We start from the raw sequence: 20848 nt of genomic DNA on the forward strand, positions 1-20848 counted from the left end.
TCCGCGTTCAAGAGGTGCCCATGCGTTTCGTCCTCCCCCTCCTGTTCGGCCTCGCCGGCTTCGCCGTGCTGGTCTCGCTGGGCGTCTGGCAGCTGCAGCGGCTGGAGTGGAAGGAGGGCGTGATCGATCGCATCGAGTCGCGCATCGGCGCCGATCCGGTCCCGCTGCCCGAGGCGCCCGATCCCGAGGCCGACGACTATCGTCCCGTCACGCTGACCGGCACCGTCTCCGGCTCGCCGCTGCGGGTGCTGGGCGCCTGGCGCGGGGGCACCGGCTTTCGCGTGGTCGCGCCGGTCGAGACCGGGGACCGGACCGTCCTGGTGGATTTCGGGATCGTGCCGCTGGAGGGCGCCGATACCGGCCTGCCGGTCACGATGCTGGAGGTGACCGGCAACCTCGTCTGGCCCGAGGAGAGCAACGCCGCGACGCCCGCGCCCGACGGCGATGTCTGGTTCGCGCGCGACGTGGGCGCGATGGCCGAGGTCCTGAACGCCGAACCGCTGCTGGTCGTCGCGCGCAGCGTGACGCCGCCCGCCGGGCCCGCCCCGGCGCCGGTGGGGACCGGGGGCATCCCGAACTCCCATCTGGGCTACGCGATCCAGTGGTTCGGCCTCGCCCTCGTCTGGGCGGGGATGACACTCTTCCTGCTGTGGCGTATCAGGCGCCGCACCGTCTGAGGAATTTCCATGCGCTATGTCTCGACCCGCGGCCAGGCCCCCGTCCTGGGCTTCGAGGACACGATGCTGACCGGGCTCGCCCGCGACGGCGGCCTCTACGTCCCCGAGACGGTGCCGGTCCTGCAGGCGGGGGAGATCGCCGCGCTGGCGGGGCTGCCCTACGAGGAGGTCGCGCATCGCATCATGTGGCCCTTCGTCTCCGAGGCCTTCGCCGAGGACGATTTCGCCGCGATGATTGCGCGCGCCTATGCGGGCTTCGGCCATGCCGCCCGCGCGCCGCTGGTGCAGATCGGCCCCGGCCACCACCTGCTGGAGCTGTTCCACGGGCCGACGCTGGCCTTCAAGGACTTCGCCATGCAGCTCATCGGGCAGATGTTCGAGCATGTGCTGACCCGGCGGGGCGACCGCGTGACCATCGTCGGCGCGACCTCGGGCGATACCGGGTCGGCGGCCATCGAAGCGTTCCGCGGACTCGACGCGGTCGATGTCTTCATCCTCTACCCGCATGGCCGGGTGTCGGAGGTGCAGCGCCGCCAGATGACCACGCCGTCCGAGGCGAATGTCCACGCGCTGGCGCTGGCCGGGCATTTCGACGACTGCCAGGCGCGGGTGAAGGACATGTTCAACGACTTCCCCTTCCGCGACCGGGTGGGGCTGGCGGGGGTAAACTCCATCAACTTCGCCCGGGTGCTGGCGCAGGTCGTGTATTACTTCACCTCCGCCGTCAGCCTCGGCGCGCCGCACCGGCCCGTGTCCTTCACCGTCCCCACGGGCAATTTCGGCGACGTCTTCGCCGGGCACATCGCCAAGCGCATGGGCCTGCCCATCGAGAAGCTGGTCGTCGCGACCAACCAGAACGACATCCTGCACCGCTGCCTGACCACGGGCGAGTACCGGCCCGGAGAAGTCACGCCCTCGATCTCGCCCTCGATGGACATCCAGGTCTCGTCGAACTTCGAGCGCGCGCTGCATCTCGCCTATGACGGCGACGGGGCGGCGGTCGCGCAGCTTCTGGAGGAGCTGAAGTCGGGCGGTTTCACCGTCAGCCAGGGTGCGCTTCAGGCCCTGCGGGAGGTCTATGTCTCGGGTCGCGCCTCGGAGGAGGAGACCTCGGAGACCATCCGCGAGACCCTGGGGACGACGGGCGAGACGCTCTGTCCCCATTCCGCCGTCGGCGTGCGGGTCGCCCGGGACCATCTGGGCGCGACGCCCATGGTCACGCTCGCCACCGCGCACCCGGCCAAGTTCCCCGACGCGGTCGAGGCGGCCACAGGCCGCCGCCCCGGCCTGCCGCCGCGCATGGCCGACCTGTTCGACCGCGAGGAGCGCACGACCCGGGTCGAGAACGACCTTGCCGCCGTCGAGGCGGTCATCGAGGAAAGGCGCGCGGCATGAGCGTGGAGATCACGAGGCTCGCCAACGGCGTTCGCATCGTCACCGAACGGATGCCGTCGATGGAATCCGCCGCCGTCGGGGTCTGGGTCGGCGCGGGCGGCCGCCACGAGGCTCCCGAGCAGAACGGGATCGCCCATTTCCTGGAGCACATGGCCTTCAAGGGCACGGCCCGCCGCAGCGCGCTGCAGATCGCCGAGGAGATCGAGGACGTCGGCGGCTACATCAACGCCTATACCTCCCGCGAGGTGACGGCCTACTATGCCCGCGTGCTGCGGGACGACGTGCCGCTGGCCGTCGACCTGATCTCGGACATCGTGCTGAACCCCGTCTTCGACGACCGCGAGATCGAGGTCGAGCGCGGCGTCATCCTGCAGGAGATCGGGCAGGCGCTGGACACGCCCGACGATATCATCTTCGACTGGCTGCAGGAGGCCGCCTATCCCGAGCAGCCGATGGGCCGCACCATCCTCGGCCCGACGGAGCGGGTCTCGGCCTTCGACCGCGCCGACCTGACCCGCTTCGTCCGCCACAACTACGGGCCGGGGCAGATGATCCTGTCGGCGGCGGGGGCGGTCGATCACGAGGCCATCGTCCGGCAGGCCGAGGCGATCTTCGGCGGGCTCTCGCCCGTGGACCAGGGCGCGCCCGAGAGCAGCCGCTTCCGGGGCGGCGAGATGCGGCGCGTGCGGGACCTGGAGCAGGCGCATCTGGCGCTGGGCTTCGCGCAGCCCGGCTATCGCGACGACGCGATCTACGCCGCGCAGATCTACGCCTCGGCGCTGGGCGGGGGCATGTCCTCGCGCCTCTTCCAGGAGGCGCGGGAGAAGCGCGGCCTCTGCTATTCGATCTTCGCGAGCGTCGGCGCCTATTCCGACACGGGGATGCTGACGATCTATGCCGGCACCGCGGCCGAGGATCTGGGCGACCTGGCGCGGCTGACGATGGACGAACTTGCGCGCTCGGCGGAGGACATGTCCGATGCGGAGGTCGCGCGGGCGCGGGCGCAGATGAAGTCCGGAATGCTGATGGGGCTCGAATCGCCCTCGGCCCGGGCCGAGCGGCTGGCCCGCGTGATGGCCGTCTGGGACCGGGTGCCGCCTTTGTCGGAAGCGATCGAGAAGATCGACGCGGTCGACGCGGCCGCCGTGCGCGCCCATGCCGCCGCACTGGCCGGGGCGGCGCCGGCGCTGGCGCTTTACGGTCCCGTTCAGGACGCGCCCGACCTCGACTCCCTGCGCGCGCGGCTCGCCGCATGATGATCGGCCCGCTGCGCAAGACCCGCGTGGAGACCGAGCGGATGACGCTGCGGCTGCCGCAGCATGGCGACTACCGCGCCTGGGTCGCCCTGCGCGAGAGCTCGGCCGCCTTCCTGCAGCCCTGGGAGCCGGAATGGGCGTCTGACCACCTGTCGCGCAAGTCCTTCACCAACCGGGTCTACTGGGCGCAGCGCAGCCACGGGCAGGGCACGGCGCTGTCGCTGTTCCTGACGCGGCGGCCGGACGGCGCGCTGCTGGGCGCGATCACGCTGGACAACATCCGGCGCGGGCCCGCGCAGTCGGCGACGATGGGCTACTGGATCGGGCAGGCCCACGCGCGCCAGGGCTACATGGCCGAGGCGATCGCGGCGCTGTCGCATCACGCCTTCCGCAGGCTGGACCTGAGCCGGCTGGAGGCGGCCTGCCTGGAGGAGAACGCCGCCTCGCGCGGGCTGCTCGAGAAGTCCGGCTTCAAGTACGAAGGCGTGGCGCAGAGCTATCTTCAGATCGCCGGGCGGTGGCGCAACCACGTGCTCTACGCAATGCTGCGTTCGGACCGGCGCGGGCGGGTCTGAGGCGGGGGCGCAGGCCCACGATCCCGCCTGGCGCGGGAAGCCGCAGGCCCGGCGGGGCGGGCGGGATCGCCCGGTTTCGGCCTGCGCCTCCGGCGGGCATATTTGCGGAGCATCGAAAGGGAGCGCGCCGCTCAGGAGGTGGTGCGGAAGCCGATGCCCTTGGGTTCCTTCTTCAGGGTCCGCTGCAGGTGGATCAGGTGCAGCGCCGCCTGCGCCGCGCCTCCGGCGGTGTCGAGCCGGTCGGCATCGGCCCTCTCCTCGGCCTGCTCCATGTTCTCGACGGTGATGATGCCGTTGCCGATGCAGGCGCCGCCGAGGCCCAGTGTGGCGATGGCCCGCGCGCTCTCGTTCACGACGACGTCGTAATGGGAGGTCCGGCCCCGGATCACGCAGCCCAGCGCCACGTAGCCATCGAAATCGGCCTGGCGATGGGCCAGCGCGATGGCGGTCGGAATCTCGAGCGAGCCGGGCACCTCGACGGTCTCGTGCGTGGCGCCGCCGTGTTCGAGCACCGCGCGGGCGGAGGCGAGCTGCCGCTGCGCGATGGCGGTGTAGTAGGGGGCGATGACGATCAGGACCTTCGGCGCCTCGTCGAAGACGGGCAGGGCCATGGGGTTGTCGGAATGTCCGGCCATGGGCCTACTCCTTCGGGATGGGGCGGGTGCCGGTGATGCTGAGGCCATAGGCCTCCAGCCCGACGACGCGGGGGCGGCCGGAATTCGTCACGAGCTCCATCTCGTGGATGCCGAGCGCGGCGAGGATCTGCGCGCCGAGCCCGTATTGCCGCAGCTTGTGGGGGCTGACCCCCTCGGCGCCATGGTCGATCTTCATCTCGGTGTCGCGCAGCAGGACGACGACGCCGCGCCCTTCCGCGGCGATGACGCCCATCGCGCCGGCGAGATCGCTGTCGCCGATGCCCAGCGCGTCCTCGAGCGGGTTCATCGCGTGCATCCGCACCAGGACGGGCGGTCCGGCCGCGATGTCGCCCTTGGTCAGGACGATATGCTCGGCGCCCTGCGTCTCGTCGGTGAAGATGCGCATCAGCCACTCGCCGCCCACGCGCGACGTCACGGCGCGCGAGGCGGTCTGGTTGACGAGGTTGTCGTGGCGCCGGCGGTAGGAGATCAGGTCGCTGATCGTCCCGATCTTGAGCCCGTGGCGCTGGGCGAAGGCGATCAGGTCGGGCAGGCGGGCCATCGACCCGTCCTCCTTCATGATCTCGCAGATCACGCCCGAGGGGTTGAGGCCCGCGAGGCGAGCGATGTCGCAGGCGGCCTCGGTATGGCCCGCGCGGACCAGAACGCCGCCGTCGCGGGCGCGCAGCGGGAAGACGTGGCCGGGCGTCGCGATGTCCTGCGAGCCCTTGGTCGGGTCGATGGCGACCGAGACGGTGCGCGCGCGGTCATGGGCCGAGATGCCGGTCGAGACGCCCTCGCGCGCCTCGATCGAGACGGTGAAGGCGGTCTCGTGGCGGGACGAGTTGTTGGACGCCATCAGCGGCAGGCCGAGCTGGTCGATCCGCTCGCCGGGCAGGGTCAGGCAGATCAGGCCGCGGCCCTCGCGCGCCATGAAGTTGATCGCGTCGGGCGTGGCCATCTGGGCGGGGATGACGAGATCGCCCTCGTTCTCGCGGTCCTCGTGGTCGACGAGGATGAACATGCGCCCGTTGCGCGCGTCCTCGATGATGTCCTCGATGGAGGAGATGACCTCGGCGTTCTCCCGCTCGACGGGTCCGGGGGATTCGAATGGGATGGGGTCGGCCATGAGGTCCTCCGTTCGCGCCTCGCATGTAGCGGGACCGGCGCGGATGTGCCAGTGCGGGGGCGCAACGGAGATGTGCGATGGATCGACCCAAGCTCGGGGCGCTGGCCGTGGTGCCGCGGAACGGCGAGGTGCTGCTCGTCTCGCGGGCGCGGGCGCCCAACCGCGGCCTCTGGGGTTTTCCCGGCGGCCATGTCGAACTGGGCGAGACCGGGCTGGAGGCGGCGGTCAGGGAGCTGCGCGAGGAGACCGGGGTCGAGGCGCGGGCGCTGCGCTACCTGGGCAACCTGGACCTCATCGTCCGGGAAGGGGACCGCATCGCCCATCATTACATGCTGGTCGCGGTGCTCTGCGAGTGGGTCGCCGGAGAGCCGGTGGCGGCCGACGACGCGGAGGACGCGCGCTGGGTGTCGGCGGCGGGGATGGCGGGACTGGCGCTGACGCCGAACGTCGCGCGGGTCGTGGACTGGCTGGATCGTCCGGCGTTCGGGGCCTACTGACCGTGGCCGGCGGCCCTGGACAGGGGCGACGGCGCCCGGCGCACGGGGCCGCATGGCGCCCGCGCGGCAAAAACGGCGCACGGGGCGGTTCCCATCGGCCCGCATCTGGATTACTCCGCCGGCCATGACTGCACTGACCGCACAGCTCACCGTCGCCTTCCGACGGGTGGTTCTCTCGTTGCTCGTCTGTTTCGGGCTCGTCCTTCCCGCGCTCGCCCAGGAGGCGCCGCCCGCGGCGGCGGAGGGGCCCGATCCGCGCGCCGCCCTCGCCGAGATCCTGCGCGACGAGGCAAGCCGGGAGGCGCTGATCGCCGAGCTGGAGCGCCTCGCCGGGGCCGGGGACGCCGTGGTGGAGGAGACGACCCCCGCGGAGATCCGGGAATCGTTCACGCGCCAGGTGGCGGTCGCGACGCAGGGTGCTGTCCAGAGCATCGCGAGCGGGGCGAGTTCCGCCTGGGCGGCGCTGCAGCGGGCCCCAGATGTGCTGGGCAATTTCGGGCAGCGCGAGATCGGCATCCTTCTCGATGCCTTCGGCGACCTGCTGCTGGTGATCGCGTCGACGATCGTCGCCTTCGTCGTCCTGCGCTTCCTCGCCCGGCGGCTCTATGTCCGGATGGACGTCCGCGCCGGGCGGGGCGACGTGGTCCAGCGCTGGCTGCTGCTGTTCGCCTCGGTCCTCATCGACGCGGCCGTGGTGGTCGTCGCCTGGGCGATCGGCTACGGCCTCGCCGCGACGGTGATCGGCCAGTTCGGCGAGATCGCGATTCGCCAGTCACTCTATCTCAACGCTTTCCTCGCGGTGGAGATGGTGAAGGTGGCCGTCCGCTTCGTGGTCTCGCCGACCGGATCGGTGTTGCGCCCGCTGCCGATCTCGGATGCGGGGGCGCGGCGGCTCTACCGGTCGCTGAACCTCGGGATCAGCATGATCGGCTATGGCCTGCTGCTGATCGTGCCGATCGTGAACGCCAACGCCTCCTTCGCGGCGGGCAACAGCGTCGCGGCGGTCATCATCATCCTGACCGCCCTGCAGCTCGGCACCGCGGCGGTCCGGCACCGGGCGCCCGTCGCTGACTGGCTGCTCGCCCAGAACCGGACGCCGGTCGACACGAGTGCGGAGCCCGCCACCGCACCGATCGTGGAAGAGGGCGAGACGGTGGTCGCCGAGACGTCGCCGGACGGTGCCTATCTCGCCAAGGAGCCGCCGCGGTCGGGCCTCTATGCGAGCCTCGCACGGCGCTGGCATATCGGCGCGCTCCTCTGGCTTGCGCTCGTCGTCGTCATGGCGCTCACCCAGCCGGTCAGGCGGGTCGTCGACTTCCTCGAGGCCTCGGGCCTCATCGGCGCCGCGCTCATCTTCGCGCTGCTCGTGTCCGGCATGCTGAGCCGCGCGGTCGGCCGGGGCGTCCGGCTGCCCGCCCATGTCAACGAGAGGCTTCCGCGCCTCGAGACGCGGCTGAACGGGTTCGTGCCGCAGATGCTGACCGTCATCCGGATCGCCCTGCTGATCGGCGTGGCGCTGTTCGTGCTGGACGCGGCCCGCATCTTCGACTTCGGCGGCTGGTTCCGGACCGAGCGGGGGCTGAGCCTGATCGGCACGGTCCTCTCGGTCTTCGCGATCTTGGTCGTGGCCTTCGTGCTGTACCTGGCCCTGAGTTCCTGGGTCGAGTATCGGCTGAACCCCCAGTTCGGGACCGTGCCGACGGCGCGCGAGCAGACGCTGCTGACGCTGCTGCGCAACGCCCTGACAATCGCGCTTCTGATCATCACCCTGATGTTCGCGCTCTCGGAAATCGGGCTCGACATCGGGCCGTTGCTGGCCTCGGCGGGGGTGCTCGGCCTCGCCATCGGCTTCGGAGCGCAGAAGCTGGTGCAGGACGTGATCACCGGCGTCTTCATCCAGTTCGAGAACGCGATGAATGTGGGCGACGTCGTGACCGCGGGGCCCGTGACCGGGGTCGTCGAGAAGCTGACGATCCGGTCGGTCAGCCTGCGAGACCTGCACGGCGTCTATCACCTGATCCCGTTCTCGTCGGTGGATGCCGTCTCGAACTTCATGCGAGACTTCTCGTTCTTCGTGGCCGACATGGGGATCGCCTATCGCGAGGACATCGAGGAGGCGAAGCAGGCCATGTTCGAAGCCTTCGAGGAGCTTCGCGCCGATCCCGACCACGGGCCGACCCTGATCGGCGACCTCGAATGGTTCGGGCTCAACCAGTTCGGGGACAGCGCGGTCATCGTCCGCGCGCGGATCAAGACGCTGCCCGGCAAGCAATGGGGCGTGGGACGGGCCTATAACGGCATCGTCAAGCGCATCTTCGACGCGCGCGGCATCGAGATCCCCTTCCCCCACCGGACCATCTATCTGGGCGAGAACAAGAAGGGGGACACGCAGGCGCTGCGCGTCGAGCCGGCCGCCCCCGCGACCGAAGCGGAGGGCTGACGGGCGCCCGCCCCCCGGGGCGCGGGAAGGCGCTAGCGGGCGCGGGCGCGCGCGCCTGCCAGCAGGTCCATCGCCGCCATCCGCACGGCGACGCCCATCTCCACCTGCTCCTGGATGACCGAGCGGTTGATGTCGTCGGCGAGCGTGCCGTCGATCTCCACCCCCCGGTTCATCGGGCCCGGATGCATCACGATGGCGTCGGGCTTCGCATGAGCCAGCTTGGCGGCGTCGAGGCCGAAGCGGTGGTAGTATTCGCGCTCGGACGGGATGAAGGCGCCGTCCATCCGCTCCTTCTGGAGGCGGAGCATCATCACCACATCGGCATCCTTCAGCCCCGCCGCCATGTCGTCGGTGACCTCGACGCCCAGCGCCGCCACCTCGGGCGGCATCAGCGTGGGCGGGCCGACGAGGCGGACGCGATTCTCCATCTTGCCCAGCAGGATGAGGTTCGACCGCGCCACCCGGCTGTGGGCGATGTCGCCGCAGATCGCGACCGTCAGCCGGTGCAGCCGCCCCTTCGCCCGCCGGATCGTCAGCGCGTCGAGCAGCGCCTGGGTCGGATGCTCGTGCCGGCCGTCACCCGCGTTCAGGACGGCGCAGGTCACCTTCTGCGCCAGCAGGTCGACCGCGCCCGCATGGGGGTGGCGCACGACCAGCAGGTCGGGGCGCATCGCGTTCAGCGTCAGCGCGGTGTCGATCAGCGTCTCGCCCTTGGCGAGGCTGGACGCCTGCATCGCCATGCTCATCACATCGGCGCCGAGCCGCTTGCCCGCGATCTCGAAGCTGGCCTGGGTGCGGGTCGAGTTCTCGAAGAACATGTTGACCTGCGTCAGCCCCGCCAGGACCGGCTCGGGCCGCGTCCCCGCCCGCGCACCCTCGGCATAGTGCTGGGCCCGGTCGAGCAGCGCGGTGATCTCGGTCGGGTGGAGCGGCTCGATGCCGAGGAGGTGGGGGCGGGCGAACATGCCCCGGTTACTGTGGCGCGGGGCGGCGGTGATCAAGCCCTCATCTTGCCGGGCCGGCTGGTCCCGGCGCGCGAGTCGGGCTAGCGGTTCGTCATGGCCCCCGACCTCTCTCCCGCCGCCCTGCGCGCTGCCCTCGAATGGCAGCTCGAAAGCGGCGTCGACACGGCTGTCGAGGCGCATCCCGTCAACCGCTACGCCCTGCCGGAGCGGATGCCCGCCCCGGCGCGGCCCGAGGCGCCCACGGCGGAGCCCGCCGCCCCGGCGGTGCAGGAAAGGCGCGACCCGGTCACCGAGGCGGAGCGGATGGCTGCCGCCGCCGACAGCCTGCCCGCCCTGCGCGACGCCATGGCCGCCTATCCCTGGTGCGACCTGCGGCTGGGCGCGCGGAACCTCGTCTTCTCGGACGGCAACCCCGAAGCCCGGGTGATGATCGTCGGCGAGGCGCCGGGGCGGGAGGAGGACCGGCAGGGCAAGCCCTTCGTCGGGCAGGCGGGGCAGCTTCTGGACCGGATGCTGGCGGCCATCGACATGGCACGGGGGGCGGAGGACCCCGCCCGCGCGGTCTACATCACCAACGTCCTGCCCTGGCGCCCGCCCTCGAACCGCGATCCCGAGCCGGGGGAGGTCGCGATGATGCTGCCCTTCCTGCGCCGCCACGTCGCGCTCGCCGCGCCCGAGATCGTGGTCTGCATGGGCAACCATGCCTGCGGCGCGATGCTGGGCCGCAAGGGCATCACCCGGCTGCGCGGGCAGTGGACCGAGGGGTTCGGCCTGCCGGTGCTGCCGATGCTCCACCCCGCCTACCTGCTGCGCCAGCCGCTGGCCAAGCGCGACGCCTGGGCGGACCTGCTGGCCTTGCGAGCGCGGCTCGGGGGGTAGGTGGGCGGTTGCGGGGCTCGCCGGGCCTTCCTATGGCTATAGATATCGCGAGGGCCGGGGCCTGCGCCCCGGGCCGGACCGAACAACAAGGACGATCCCATGACCTACGAGCCGCCGAAAGTCTGGCAGAATACCCAATCCGGCGGAAAGTTCGCGTCGATCAACCGGCCCGTCTCTGGACCGACCCACGACAAGGATCTGCCCGTCGGTGAGCATCCCTACCAGCTCTATTCGCTGGCCACGCCGAACGGCGTGAAGGTCACTATCCTCTTCGAGGAGCTGATCGAGGCCGGCCACCCGGTCGAATACGACGCCTGGCTGATCGATATCGGCGAGGGGGATCAGTTCTCTTCGGGCTTCGTGGACGTCAACCCGAACTCCAAGATCCCGGCGCTGTTCGACCGCACCGACGGCGCCAATGCCCGCATCTTCGAGAGCGGGGCCATCCTGATGCATCTGGCCGAGCGCTATGCCGCCTTCCTCGGCAGCAACCGGCCCGAGATGCTGTCCTGGCTGTTCTGGCAGATGGGCTCCGCCCCGTTCCTCGGCGGCGGCTTCGGCCATTTCTATGCCTATGCGCCCGAGAAGCTGGAATATCCGATCAACCGCTACGCGATGGAGGCGAAGCGCCAGCTTCATGTCCTGGACGAGCGGCTGGGCGAGGTGCCCTGGGTCGCGGGCGACGACTACACCATCGCCGACATGGCGATCTGGCCCTGGTACGGGCAGCTCTGCCTCGGACGGCTCTACGGTGCGGCGGAGTTCCTGGCGGTGCAGGAGTATCCGAACGTCATGGAATGGGCCGAGCGGATCGACGCCCGGCCTGCGGTGCGGCGCGGGCGGATGGTGAACCGGAACTTCGGGGACGACGAGTCGCTGAAGCTGCCGGAGCGGCATTCACGCGACGACTTCAAATAGGGATCGGACCGGGCTGCGCCCGGTCCGATCCGCCGGGGGGCCTTGCCCCCCGGACCCCCCGGGACAGTCCAGCAGGGAAGAAAAGAGACGATCATGGAGCGCGCGTTCCTGCCTTGCCGCATCGCGGTGCTGACGGTGTCGGATACGCGGACACCCGGGGACGACCGATCCGGCGACACGCTGGTCGAACGGCTGGAAGGCGCGGGCCATGTGCTGGCCGACCGCGCCATCTGCCCCGACGACCGCGTCGCCATCGGCGAGCATCTGACCCGCTGGATCGAGCAGCCCGGAATCGACGTCGTCATCTCGACCGGGGGCACCGGGCTGACGGGGCGGGACGTCACGGTCGAGGCGCATCGGGACGTCTACGATAAGGAGATCGACGCCTTCGGGACGGTCTTCACGATCGTCAGCATGAAGAAGATCGGCACCTCGGCCGTGCAGAGCCGCGCCTGCGCCGGCGTGGCCGGGGGTACCTACCTCTTTGCGCTGCCGGGCTCGCCCTCGGCCTGTCGGGACGCCTGGGACGAGATCCTCGTCCATCAGCTCGATTTCCGCCACAAGCCCTGCAACTTCGTCGAGATCATGCCGCGGCTCGACGAGCATCTTCGGCGCAAATGACGCGCACGCATCCGTGACTTTGGATTACCCCGCGGCAGGACCTATCTGATCTGGGTCCCAGCCCGGAGTTTCGATGCGTTTCCTCGGCCGCAGCCTGACCGCCCTGTTCCTGGCCGCCCTGACCCTGGGGCTGCTGGCCTGGGCGGGACAGATCACCTATTCCGCGATGCAGTCCGACGAGGAGGAGGGCCGCGGCGGCCCGCCCGCGCGCGAGCGGGTGCTGGCGGCCAACGTCGTGACCGCCGACCCGCAGGAGATCGTGCCGGTGCTGACCGCCTTCGGCGAGGTCCGCGCGCGCCGGGTGCTGGAGCTGCGCGCCCCCGTCGGCGGGCGGGTGGTCGAACTGGCCGAAAGCTTCGAGGAAGGCGGAAGGGTCGAGGCCGCACAGGTGCTGATGCGCGTCGATCCCGCCTCGGCCGAGAGCGCGCTTGCCGTGGCCCGCGCCGACCTGGCCGGGGCCGAGGCCGAGGCGCGCGACGCCCGCCGCTCGCTGGAGCTGGCGCAGGCGGAGCTTGAGGGCGCCGAGGCGCAGCGCGACCTGCAGGCGCGCGCCCTGCAGCGGCAGATCGACCTGAGCGAGCGCGGCGTCGGAGCTGCCGCCACGCGCGAGCAGGCGGAGCTGGCGCTGGCCAGCGCCGAGCAGACGATCCTGACCCGCCGGGGCGCCATCGCCGCGGCCGAGACCCGCGTCGACAGCGCCGCGCTCGCCATCGACCGCGCCCGCATCGCGCTGGCCGAGGCCGAGCGAGACCTGGCCGACCGCGTGCTGGCGGCGGAGTTCGACGGCACGCTCTCGGAGGTGTCGATCCAGGCGGGCGGGCTGGTCTCGGCCAACGAGCAGGTCGCGACGCTGATCGACCCGACCGATCTGGAAGTGTCGTTCCGGCTGTCGGCGGCCGAGCATGCGCGCCTGCTCGACGGCGACGGCGCGCTGGTCGGGGCGCCGGTCACCGCCGTCCTGGACGTGCTGGGGCTGGACCTGGCGGCGACGGGCCGGATCACGCGCGAGGCCTCGGCCGTGGGCGAGGGGCAGACCGGCCGCGTCGTCTACGCCCGGCTGGGCGACGCCAAAGGCTTCCGCCCTGGCGACTTCGTCCGCGTCACCGTGCAGGAGCCGGCGCTGGCGCAGGCGATCCTCCTGCCCGCAACGGCGCTCTCGGCGCAGAACAGGGTGCTGGCGCTGGGCGAGGAGGATCGGCTGGAGGAGGTCGAGGTCACGCTGCTGCGCCGCCAGGGCAACGACGTGATCGTGCGCGGACCGCTCGCCGGGCGCGACGTGGTCGCCGCCCGGACCCCGGTGCTGGGCGCCGGGATCAAGGTCCGGCCGATGCGCCCCGAGGCCGGTCAGGCCGAACCGGAGGCGCCGGAGATGGTGTTGCTCGACCCCGAGCGGCGGGCGCGCATCATCGCCTATATCGAGGGCAACGCCCGCATGCCCGGCGACGTCAAGCAGCGGCTTCTGACCCAGCTCGAATCCGACGAGGTTCCAGCCGCCATGATCACCCGGATCGAGGACCGGATGGGCGGCTGATGGGGATTCTCGGCTACTTCACCCGGCACCGCACCATTGCCAACCTGCTGATGGTGCTGATGGTCGCGGCAGGGGTTGCGGCGATCCCGAACATGCGGGCGCAGTTCTTCCCCGACGTGGTGGTCGACGACGTCTCCGTCTCGGTCCGCTGGGAGGGGGCGGGCGCCGAGGACGTGGATCGCGGCATCGTCCAGCTGCTGGAGCCCGCGCTGCTGGCCGTCGACGGCGTCAGCGACAGCCAGGCCGAGGCGCGCGAGGGCCGCGCTTCGATCCGGCTGGAGTTCGAGCCGGGGCGCGACATGACCACCGCCGCCGACGACGTGCAGGCGGCCATCGACGGCGTGACCGGCTTGCCCGACGGGATCGACGACCCGGAGGTGCGCCAGGCGCGCTGGTTCGACCGCGTCACCGACGTCATCGTCACCGGCCCGGTCGGCGTCGACCAGCTGGCCCGCATCACCGACGAGTTCGTCGCCCGGCTGTTCGAGGCGGGGGTGACGCGCACCTCGATCCGCGGCGTGGCCGCGCCCGAGATCGTGGTCGAGGTGCCGACCGCGAACCTGCTGCGCTACGACATCACCATGGCCGAGATCGCCCAGGCCATCGCGGGCCAGGTCCAGGCTGCCCCGGCGGGCGATGTGCAGGGGGCCAATGCCCGCGTCCGCACCGGCTCGCCCCGGCGCGAGGCCGCCGATATCGAGGCCATCGTGATCCGCCGCACCGCCGCCGGGGCGGCGCTGACCGTAGGCGATGTCGGCCGCATCGTCTCGGAGGGGGTGGACCGGGAGCGGGCCTATTTCGTCGGGCCGAACCCGGCCATGTCCGTCCGCGTCGACCGCACCGCCGAGGGCGACGCCATCGCCATCCAGGCCCAGGTCGAGGAGGTCGCCCGCGAGGTCATGGAAGGCGCCCCCGAAGGCGTGACGATCGACCTGATCCGCACCCGGTCCGAGGCGATCACGGGTCGCATCGGCATCCTCGTGGGCAACGCGCTGATGGGGCTGGCGCTGGTCGTCGGGCTTTTGTTCCTGTTCCTCAATGCGCGCACGGCCTTTTGGGTCGCGGCGGGCATCCCGGTGGCGCTGGTCGCCTCGATCGCGCTGATGTGGGCCGCCGGTCTCACGATCAACATGATCTCGCTCTTCGCGCTGATCATCACGCTGGGAATCGTCGTCGACGACGCCATCGTGGTCGGCGAGCACGCCGATTTCCGCGCCCGGAAACTGGGCGAATCGGCCTATGACGCAGCCGAGAACGCCGCCCGGCGGATGTTCCTGCCGGTCTTCTCGGCGACCTTGACGACCGTGATCGCGTTCTTCGCCCTCGTCGCGATCGGCGGCCGCTTCGGCGACCTGATCGCCGACATCCCCTTCACCGTGATCGTCGTGCTGCTCGCCTCGCTGGTCGAATGCTTCCTGATCCTGCCGCATCACATGGCCGGCGCGCTGAAGAACCGGGGGCGGAAGGCGTGGTACGACTGGCCGTCGCGCACCGTGAACAGGGGGTTCGAATGGGTCCGGGAGACGCTGTTCCGCCCGCTCATGCGGCTGTGCATCCGGGCGCGCTATCCGGTGCTGGCGGGGGCCTTCGTGCTGCTGGCGAGCCAGGCGGCGCTGTTCATGACCGGCGAGGTGCAGTGGCGCTTCTTCAACTCGCCCGAGCAGGGCTCGGTCAGCGGCAACTTCGTCATGGCCGACGGCGCGACCCGGGCAGACACCCTCGCGCAGCTGCGCGAGCTGCAGCGCGCGACCGAGGCGCTGGGCGCGAAATACGAGGCGGAGTACGGGGTGAACCCGGTCGCCTTCGCGCTGGGCGAGATCGGCGGCAATACCGGCCGCGCGCTGCCCTCGGCCGAGGACAAGGACCCCGACCAGCTGGGCGCCATCTCGATCGAGCTGATCGACGCCGACCTTCGCCCCTATTCCGCGTTCCAGTTCGTCGGAGAGCTGCAGGACAGCGTCCGCCAGCTGCCGCTGACCGAAGAGATCAGCTTCCGCGGCTGGCGCTCCGGCCCCGGGGGCGATTCGCTCTCGGTGGAGTTCTTCGGGGCGGACGCCGCCACGTTGAAGGCCGCCGCCGAGGCGCTGAAGCAGGCGGTGGCCACCATCCCCGAGGTCTCGGGCGTCGAGGACAGCCTGCCCTACGACAAGGACGAGTTCATCCTGGAGCTGACGCCGCAGGGCGAGGCGCTGGGCTTCGACATCGACGCGCTGGGCCGGACGCTGCGCGACCGGCTGGCGGGGATCGAGGCCGCGACCTTCCCCGTCGGGCCCCGCACCGGCGCCATCCGCGTCGAGCTGCCGGAAGGCGAGATCCGCGCCGACTTCCTCGAGACGCTGCGGCTCGCCTCGCCGGCGGGCGGTGACGTGGCGCTGTCGGACATCGTGACGGTGCGCGTGCAGTCCGGCTTCGCGAGCATCGTGCGCGACAACGGGATGCAGGTCGTCACCGTCTCGGGCGACATCGCCCAGGACGACGCCGCCCGCGCCAACGAGATCCGCACCCGGCTTTCCGACGAGATCCTGCCCGAGATCGCTGCGATCCATCAGGTCGACTACTCGCTCAGCGGCCTGGCCGAGCAGGAGCGGGAGTTCCTGACCGACGCGACCGTGGGCCTCGTGGCCTGCCTGACGGGTATCTATCTCGTGCTGGCCTGGATCTTCTCGTCCTGGACGCGGCCGGTCGTGATCATGGCGGTCATCCCCTTCGGCCTGATCGGCGCGATCTGGGGGCATCACGTCTGGGACGTGCCGCTCAGCATGTTCTCGGTCGTCGGTCTGATCGGCATGACAGGGATCATCATCAACGATTCGATCGTGCTGGTGACGACGGTGGACGAGTATTCAAGGAACCGCGCCCTCCTCCCCGCCATTGTCGACGCGGTCTGCGACCGCCTGCGCCCGATCCTGCTGACGACGCTGACGACGGTGCTGGGTCTCGCGCCGCTGCTGTTCGAGACCTCGACCGACGCGCAGTTCCTCCGGCCCACGGTCATCACGCTCAGCTACGGGCTGGGCTTCGGCATGGTGCTGGTGCTGGTCCTCGTGCCCGCGATCCTCGCCATGGGCCACGATCTGGGCCGCGCCGCCACGGCGCTGCGGCGCCTGCTGTCGCTGCCCGGGCGCGATCACCGGGCGCAGGGCGTCGGCATGCTGGGGCTGGTGCTGGGCACGGTCACGGTGATCTGGGGGTTCCTGACGCTCGGCCTGGCCCTGATCGAGGGTGCGCCGCTCGGCCCGCTCGACACGATCATCCCCGGGGGCGTGCCCGCCGCCTTCGCCGCCTTCCTCTTGGGCACGGCGGCGCTGCTGCTGACCGCCTGGGCGGGCGCGGCCCTGGTCCTCGGCGCGGGGACGCGCCGCCGCAGACGCCGGGCGACGCGCGCGCTGACGGGGCTCTGACGGCTACGGGCGCGGCTCAGGCGCGCCCGTAGGCCTCGGCGATGGCGATCTGCATGGCGTCGCGCGGGGGGCGCCCGCCCCAGCAGACCAACTGGAAGGCGGGATAGTAGCGCTCGCCCGCGAGGATCCCCTCGGCGACCATGCGGTTGATCTGCTCCACCCCCGCCGAGGCGCCGCCTGCGAGCACCAGCCCGTAGCGGTAGACCATCAGCGCCTGATCCGGCCAGAACGAGAAGGCACCGGTCCAGCACTGCTCGTTGACGAGGTTCAGCAGTTCGAAGAGCCGCGGATGGCTGTCGGTCGGCGGCTCCATCTCGAAGCAGCAGACCATGCGCAGCGTCTCGTCCGCCTCGGACCAGGCGAGGGTGACGGAATAGCTGCGCCATTGACCCTCGACCACCATCGCGATCTGGTCGTCGCCGACGCGGTCGAATTCCCACTCGTGGGATTCCGCCACCGTCTCGACCAGGTCGATCGGGTGCAGGTCGCCGGTGTCGGCGAATTGCGTGCGTTCATGCATCATCAGGGGGGCCCTCCGCTGCTCGTGCCCGGTGCGCCCCCAGACCTTGTTTCCGGTCCGATCCGTATGAATGGCGGCGCGCCGTCCCTACAAGATATGGTGGGGCGAGGGACCCGGCCTGTAAAGCGGACGATTCGGCTTACCCACAACTTTCGCGTGGGTCACGGCCATTTGAGGGGCCGGATCGGCGGCGATCCGCTACTTCGGCACCCATGAGACATATCCTGACCGTCCTCGTGACCTGCCTCGCCCTTCCCGCGGCCGCCGCGCCGCTCGCCTTCGACGGCTCCTGGAGGGAGCAGGGCTTCCTGCGCTTCTCGTCCAACGATTACGCGCAGCGCGGTGCCGAACTGCAGGTGACGTCCGACGGGACCGTCTCGCTGCTCTGGCGCGCGGTGCCCGAGGCGATGCGCGGGGCGACCCGCGCCTCCTGGGGCTGGTCGGTGGCGGAGTCGGTGCCGGCCACGGACCTCAGCCGGAAAGGCGGGGACGACCGCAACCTTGCCGTCTACTTCGCCTGGACCGATCCGCAGACCGCGGCGACGGCCGATCCCGGTCGCGGCGCGGCACTGCTGCGCGACGCCTCCACCCGCGTCATCGTCTATGTCTGGGGCGGCGCCGACCCGCGCGGCACCGTGCAGAACAGCCCCTATCTCGCCGGAATGCGCACCATCGTCCTGCGCCAGGCCGGAACCGGCAGCCATTCCGAACAGGTGGACCTCGCCGCCGACTATGCCCGCGCCTTCGGCGACGCACCCGGCGTGCTGGTCGGCATGGGCATCTCCGCCGACAGCGACGACACCGACAGCCGCATCCGCGCCGCCATCACCGCGCCCGACTTGCGCTGACCGCGCGGGCCGCTACGGTCCCCGCCGCAACCGAGGGGGACGACATGGATCTGCAGGGTAGCATCGCGGCGATCACCGGCGGCGCGGGGGGCTTGGGCGCCGCCACCGCGCGCCATCTGGCCGGGGCGGGGGCGCAGGTCGCGCTGCTCGACCTCGACGAGGAGAGGGGCGCGGCCCTGGCCGAGGAGCTGGGGGGCAGCTTCCACAGGCTGGACGTGACCGATGCCGCAGCCTGCGCCGAGGTTCTGGGCCGGGTGGCGCAGGGCGGACGGCTCGACCTGATGGTGAACTGCGCCGGCATCGCACCGGCCGCGAAGACGGTGGGAAAGCAGGGCGCGCATGACCCGGCGCTGTTCGCCAGGGTGATCGGGATCAACCTTCTGGGGACCTTCCACTGCGCCTCGGCCGCCGCCGCGATCATGGCCGGGCAGGAGGGGCGCGGACCCGACGGCGAACGTGGGGTGATCGTCAACACCGCCTCGATCGCCGCCTTCGAGGGGCAGATCGGGCAGACCGCCTATGCCGCCTCGAAGGGCGGGGTGGCGGGCATGACCCTGCCGATGGCGCGGGATCTCGCGCCGCTGGGCATCCGTGTCGTCTCCGTCGCGCCGGGCCTGTTCCTGACGCCGATGCTTCGGGGCCTGCCGCAGGAAGTGCAGGACAGCCTCGGCGCGCAGGTGCCCTATCCCCCGCGTCTGGGCGACCCTGTGGAGTTCGCGAGCCTCGTCGCCCATATCGCGACCAACCGGATGCTGAACGGGGAGACGATCCGCCTCGACGGCGCGATCCGGCTGGCCCCGAGGTGACCGGCCTGCGCGACGGGCGCCTGGCCGCGTTCGAGCCGCCCGCCCTGCATGCCGCGCATCCGGCATGGTCCGACCCCGGCGGCGTCGCCGCCGAGGCGCACCTGACCCGCGGCCTCTCGGAGATGGCGGGGCCGCTGCTGCGACGGGGCCGAGCCGCCCCACGATGTAGCCGAACCGGAAGCACCTGCCGGACGCCTTCCGGGAATTCCTGACCCGCAGGACCGCGCCTGCCGCCGCCTCAGATCGCTCGCCGCGCCTGCGCCCGCCGCTGCGAGATCAGCGCGCGCAGGCGCGGCGCGATGTCGTCGGGGCTGTGCGCGGCGAGGGATCGCGCCTCGGCCAGCAGCACCTCGTCATGGCCCGTTCGCGCCAGCCCTTCGAGGAACGCCGCGACATAGCCGGGCGGCCGGCCCTCCGACAGGGCGCGGTCGGCATAGTCGAGATCCTCCGACAGGGCGAGCGGATCCGGCTCCACCATGTCGGCGGCCAGCGCGCGCAGACCGGGCGGGCGCAGCTCCGGCGGGAGATGCGCGAGGATCGCCTGCTGGAACAGCGCGAGGCTCTCGATCGGCTTGGGCAGGAACCCGTCGGCGCCCCGCGCCTCGGCCGCGTCGCGGGCTTCGCGCGCCTCCTGCCCCGAAGTGGCGAGGATCACGGCGGGCCGGATCTGCGCCTGCGCCAGCTCGCCCACGAGCTCCAGCCCCGATCCGTCGGGCAGGCCCAGATCGACGATCGCCGCGTCGGGGCGGTAGGTGCCCAGATGCCGCCGCGCCGCCGCCAGGCTGTCGGCCCGGCGCAGCCGCGCGCCCGAGCGCAGCGCCAGAAGGCGCACCGCCTCGCAGGCGAAGCGGCTGTCCTCGACCACGAGGATGGTCATGCCGAGCAGCGGACGCTGCACGGTGGGGGCGGGTCGGGCGACAAGGTCCATTTCGTCCATGCGTCTCTCCTCTCGGTTGCAGCCACCATGCGCCCTTGTCCCTAACGAATCGTAAACGCGGCGCCCTGTCGTCTTGCGGCGCCGCCGCGCGGGCGCGATAACCCCGCCGACCCAAGCGGAGACCCGTCCATGATCGGCAAGCTCAACCACGTCGCCATCGCCGTCCCGGACCTGGAGGCGGCCTCGGCCCAGTATCGCGACACGCTGGGCGCGAAGGTCGGCGCCCCGCAGGACGAGCCCGACCACGGCGTCACCGTCGTCTTCATCGAGCTTCCGAACACCAAGGTCGAGCTTCTGCACCCGCTGGGCGAAGCCAGCCCGATCCGGGGCTTCCTCGACAAGAACCCCTCGGGCGGGATCCATCACATCTGCTACGAGGTCGAGGACATCCTCGCCGCGCGCGACAAGCTCCAGGCCACAGGCGCCCGCGTGCTGGGCGACGGCGAGCCGAAGATCGGCGCCCACGGCAAGCCCGTCCTGTTCCTGCACCCGAAGGACTTCACCGGCACACTGGTCGAGCTGGAGCAGGTCTGATGGGCGTCTTCTCGGCCTTCGTCGTCTTCGCCATGATCTGGGCCATGGTGTTCCTGATCGGCCTCCAGGTCGGGCAGAGCACGCAGGGCGACGCGGGTCGCGTGACGCAGGGCACCCACGCCTCCACGCCTGCGGCCCCGATCCGGGTCTACCGCCGGATGGGCTGGGCCACCGTCATCACGCTGCTGATCTGGGCGCCGCTCGTCTGGTTCATCGCCAGCGGCCAGATCGGCATCGACGACCTGCGCCGGATCACCGGGCGCGAGGCGCTGGGCGAATAGCCC

Annotated in this window: 20 protein-coding genes; 15 read left to right on the plus strand and 5 right to left on the minus strand. The window is 71.2% G+C overall.

Annotated elements, in window-relative coordinates:
* Positions 1-20 precede the first annotated feature (20 nt).
* From DR046_RS07470 to DR046_RS07485, 4 genes are read left to right on the plus strand one after another with little or no spacing between them, the layout of a single operon-like run.
* Positions 21-677: an SURF1 family protein gene (locus tag DR046_RS07470; RefSeq protein ID WP_370815821.1), complete on the plus strand. Its 657-nt coding sequence runs from the start codon at positions 21-23 to the stop codon at positions 675-677.
* 9 nt (positions 678-686) lie between these two features.
* On the plus strand, positions 687-2072 hold the full coding sequence (thrC, locus tag DR046_RS07475; protein ID WP_115381520.1) for a threonine synthase: 1386 nt from the start codon (positions 687-689) through the stop codon (positions 2070-2072).
* Positions 2069-3328 (plus strand): M16 family metallopeptidase, encoded by a 1260-nt coding sequence (locus tag DR046_RS07480; RefSeq protein WP_115381522.1) that lies wholly within the window; start codon positions 2069-2071, stop codon positions 3326-3328. The genes thrC and DR046_RS07480 overlap by 4 nt, the downstream gene beginning before the upstream one ends.
* Positions 3328-3903 (plus strand): GNAT family N-acetyltransferase, encoded by a 576-nt coding sequence (locus DR046_RS07485; RefSeq protein ID WP_115381821.1) that lies wholly within the window; start codon positions 3328-3330, stop codon positions 3901-3903. Before DR046_RS07480 ends, DR046_RS07485 begins: the two co-directional genes overlap by 1 nt.
* Positions 3904-4034: 131 nt before the next feature.
* Here the strand turns inward: DR046_RS07485 and DR046_RS07490 are convergent, their stop codons facing one another.
* Entirely contained in the window at positions 4035-4538 is a 504-nt protein-coding gene (locus DR046_RS07490) for a 6,7-dimethyl-8-ribityllumazine synthase (protein WP_115381524.1), read from the minus strand.
* A 4-nt stretch (positions 4539-4542) separates the two neighbouring features.
* Positions 4543-5667: a 3,4-dihydroxy-2-butanone-4-phosphate synthase gene (gene ribB, locus DR046_RS07495; protein ID WP_115381526.1), complete on the minus strand. Its 1125-nt coding sequence runs from the start codon at positions 5665-5667 to the stop codon at positions 4543-4545.
* Between the two features lie 77 nt (positions 5668-5744).
* Here ribB and DR046_RS07500 point away from each other — a divergent pair, with 77 nt between their 5' ends.
* A complete protein-coding gene (locus tag DR046_RS07500) occupies positions 5745-6164 on the plus strand; it encodes an NUDIX hydrolase (protein ID WP_115381528.1) in 420 nt (139 codons plus the stop codon).
* 124 nt (positions 6165-6288) lie between these two features.
* Entirely contained in the window at positions 6289-8604 is a 2316-nt protein-coding gene (locus tag DR046_RS07505) for a mechanosensitive ion channel domain-containing protein (RefSeq protein WP_115381529.1), read from the plus strand.
* A gap of 32 nt (positions 8605-8636) precedes the next feature.
* Here DR046_RS07505 and DR046_RS07510 read toward each other — a convergent pair whose 3' ends face one another.
* The gene (locus tag DR046_RS07510) at positions 8637-9569 is read right to left on the minus strand and encodes an aspartate carbamoyltransferase catalytic subunit (protein WP_115381531.1); all 933 of its coding nucleotides are present in this window, start codon (positions 9567-9569) and stop codon (positions 8637-8639) included.
* Between the two features lie 93 nt (positions 9570-9662).
* Here DR046_RS07510 and DR046_RS07515 point away from each other — a divergent pair, with 93 nt between their 5' ends.
* From DR046_RS07515 to DR046_RS07535, 5 genes are all read left to right on the plus strand, one after another.
* Positions 9663-10448, plus strand: coding sequence for a uracil-DNA glycosylase (locus tag DR046_RS07515; protein WP_115381533.1), 786 nt, complete (start codon positions 9663-9665; stop codon positions 10446-10448).
* Between the two features lie 99 nt (positions 10449-10547).
* A complete protein-coding gene (gene yghU, locus DR046_RS07520; protein ID WP_115381536.1) occupies positions 10548-11366 on the plus strand; it encodes a glutathione-dependent disulfide-bond oxidoreductase in 819 nt (272 codons plus the stop codon).
* A 93-nt stretch (positions 11367-11459) separates the two neighbouring features.
* Positions 11460-11987 carry a molybdenum cofactor biosynthesis protein B gene (gene moaB / locus DR046_RS07525; protein ID WP_115381538.1) on the plus strand — a complete coding sequence of 176 codons (528 nt, stop codon included), beginning with the start codon at positions 11460-11462 and terminating at the stop codon, positions 11985-11987.
* Positions 11988-12060: 73 nt separating this feature from the next.
* Entirely contained in the window at positions 12061-13518 is a 1458-nt protein-coding gene (locus tag DR046_RS07530) for an efflux RND transporter periplasmic adaptor subunit (RefSeq protein WP_115381540.1), read from the plus strand.
* On the plus strand, positions 13518-16919 hold the full coding sequence (locus DR046_RS07535; RefSeq protein ID WP_115381542.1) for an efflux RND transporter permease subunit: 3402 nt from the start codon (positions 13518-13520) through the stop codon (positions 16917-16919). Before DR046_RS07530 ends, DR046_RS07535 begins: the two co-directional genes overlap by 1 nt.
* A gap of 16 nt (positions 16920-16935) precedes the next feature.
* On the opposite strand, the gene DR046_RS07540 is transcribed toward DR046_RS07535, so the two are convergent.
* The gene (locus tag DR046_RS07540) at positions 16936-17442 is read right to left on the minus strand and encodes a type III secretion system chaperone family protein (protein ID WP_245190854.1); all 507 of its coding nucleotides are present in this window, start codon (positions 17440-17442) and stop codon (positions 16936-16938) included.
* 209 nt (positions 17443-17651) lie between these two features.
* Between DR046_RS07540 and DR046_RS07545 the strand changes: the two genes are divergently transcribed.
* Positions 17652-18287 (plus strand): DUF3047 domain-containing protein, encoded by a 636-nt coding sequence (locus DR046_RS07545; protein WP_115381544.1) that lies wholly within the window; start codon positions 17652-17654, stop codon positions 18285-18287.
* A gap of 44 nt (positions 18288-18331) precedes the next feature.
* Entirely contained in the window at positions 18332-19093 is a 762-nt protein-coding gene (locus tag DR046_RS07550; RefSeq protein WP_115381546.1) for an SDR family NAD(P)-dependent oxidoreductase, read from the plus strand.
* 238 nt (positions 19094-19331) lie between these two features.
* Here the strand turns inward: DR046_RS07550 and DR046_RS07555 are convergent, their stop codons facing one another.
* On the minus strand, positions 19332-20030 hold the full coding sequence (locus DR046_RS07555) for a response regulator (protein ID WP_115381548.1): 699 nt from the start codon (positions 20028-20030) through the stop codon (positions 19332-19334).
* 129 nt (positions 20031-20159) lie between these two features.
* Here DR046_RS07555 and mce point away from each other — a divergent pair, with 129 nt between their 5' ends.
* Positions 20160-20564 (plus strand): methylmalonyl-CoA epimerase, encoded by a 405-nt coding sequence (mce, locus tag DR046_RS07560; protein ID WP_115381550.1) that lies wholly within the window; start codon positions 20160-20162, stop codon positions 20562-20564.
* Positions 20564-20845: a DUF1467 family protein gene (locus DR046_RS07565; protein ID WP_115381552.1), complete on the plus strand. Its 282-nt coding sequence runs from the start codon at positions 20564-20566 to the stop codon at positions 20843-20845. The genes mce and DR046_RS07565 overlap by 1 nt, the downstream gene beginning before the upstream one ends.
* Positions 20846-20848 lie beyond the last annotated feature (3 nt).

Origin of the sequence: Jannaschia formosa (genome assembly GCF_003340555.1) — a bacterium.
Lineage (GTDB): Bacteria > Pseudomonadota > Alphaproteobacteria > Rhodobacterales > Rhodobacteraceae > Jannaschia > Jannaschia formosa.

Excerpts from the sequence above, each read along its gene's own strand:
- DR046_RS07540 (WP_245190854.1), bottom strand. The coding sequence starts at position 17,442 with ATGATGCATGAACGCACGCAATTCGCCGACACCGGCGACCTGCACCCG.
- mce (WP_115381550.1), top strand. The coding sequence starts at position 20,160 with ATGATCGGCAAGCTCAACCACGTCGCCATCGCCGTCCCGGACCTGGAG.
- moaB (WP_115381538.1), top strand. The coding sequence starts at position 11,460 with ATGGAGCGCGCGTTCCTGCCTTGCCGCATCGCGGTGCTGACGGTGTCG.
- DR046_RS07505 (WP_115381529.1), top strand. The coding sequence starts at position 6,289 with ATGACTGCACTGACCGCACAGCTCACCGTCGCCTTCCGACGGGTGGTT.
- DR046_RS07555 (WP_115381548.1), bottom strand. The coding sequence starts at position 20,030 with ATGGACGAAATGGACCTTGTCGCCCGACCCGCCCCCACCGTGCAGCGT.
- DR046_RS07550 (WP_115381546.1), top strand. The coding sequence starts at position 18,332 with ATGGATCTGCAGGGTAGCATCGCGGCGATCACCGGCGGCGCGGGGGGC.
- DR046_RS07510 (WP_115381531.1), bottom strand. The coding sequence starts at position 9,569 with ATGTTCGCCCGCCCCCACCTCCTCGGCATCGAGCCGCTCCACCCGACC.
- DR046_RS07470 (WP_370815821.1), top strand. The coding sequence starts at position 21 with ATGCGTTTCGTCCTCCCCCTCCTGTTCGGCCTCGCCGGCTTCGCCGTG.
- DR046_RS07535 (WP_115381542.1), top strand. The coding sequence starts at position 13,518 with ATGGGGATTCTCGGCTACTTCACCCGGCACCGCACCATTGCCAACCTG.
- DR046_RS07480 (WP_115381522.1), top strand. The coding sequence starts at position 2,069 with ATGAGCGTGGAGATCACGAGGCTCGCCAACGGCGTTCGCATCGTCACC.
- DR046_RS07530 (WP_115381540.1), top strand. The coding sequence starts at position 12,061 with ATGCGTTTCCTCGGCCGCAGCCTGACCGCCCTGTTCCTGGCCGCCCTG.
- thrC (WP_115381520.1), top strand. The coding sequence starts at position 687 with ATGCGCTATGTCTCGACCCGCGGCCAGGCCCCCGTCCTGGGCTTCGAG.
- DR046_RS07565 (WP_115381552.1), top strand. The coding sequence starts at position 20,564 with ATGGGCGTCTTCTCGGCCTTCGTCGTCTTCGCCATGATCTGGGCCATG.
- DR046_RS07515 (WP_115381533.1), top strand. The coding sequence starts at position 9,663 with ATGGCCCCCGACCTCTCTCCCGCCGCCCTGCGCGCTGCCCTCGAATGG.
- ribB (WP_115381526.1), bottom strand. The coding sequence starts at position 5,667 with ATGGCCGACCCCATCCCATTCGAATCCCCCGGACCCGTCGAGCGGGAG.
- DR046_RS07485 (WP_115381821.1), top strand. The coding sequence starts at position 3,328 with ATGATCGGCCCGCTGCGCAAGACCCGCGTGGAGACCGAGCGGATGACG.
- yghU (WP_115381536.1), top strand. The coding sequence starts at position 10,548 with ATGACCTACGAGCCGCCGAAAGTCTGGCAGAATACCCAATCCGGCGGA.
- DR046_RS07545 (WP_115381544.1), top strand. The coding sequence starts at position 17,652 with ATGAGACATATCCTGACCGTCCTCGTGACCTGCCTCGCCCTTCCCGCG.
- DR046_RS07490 (WP_115381524.1), bottom strand. The coding sequence starts at position 4,538 with ATGGCCGGACATTCCGACAACCCCATGGCCCTGCCCGTCTTCGACGAG.
- DR046_RS07500 (WP_115381528.1), top strand. The coding sequence starts at position 5,745 with ATGGATCGACCCAAGCTCGGGGCGCTGGCCGTGGTGCCGCGGAACGGC.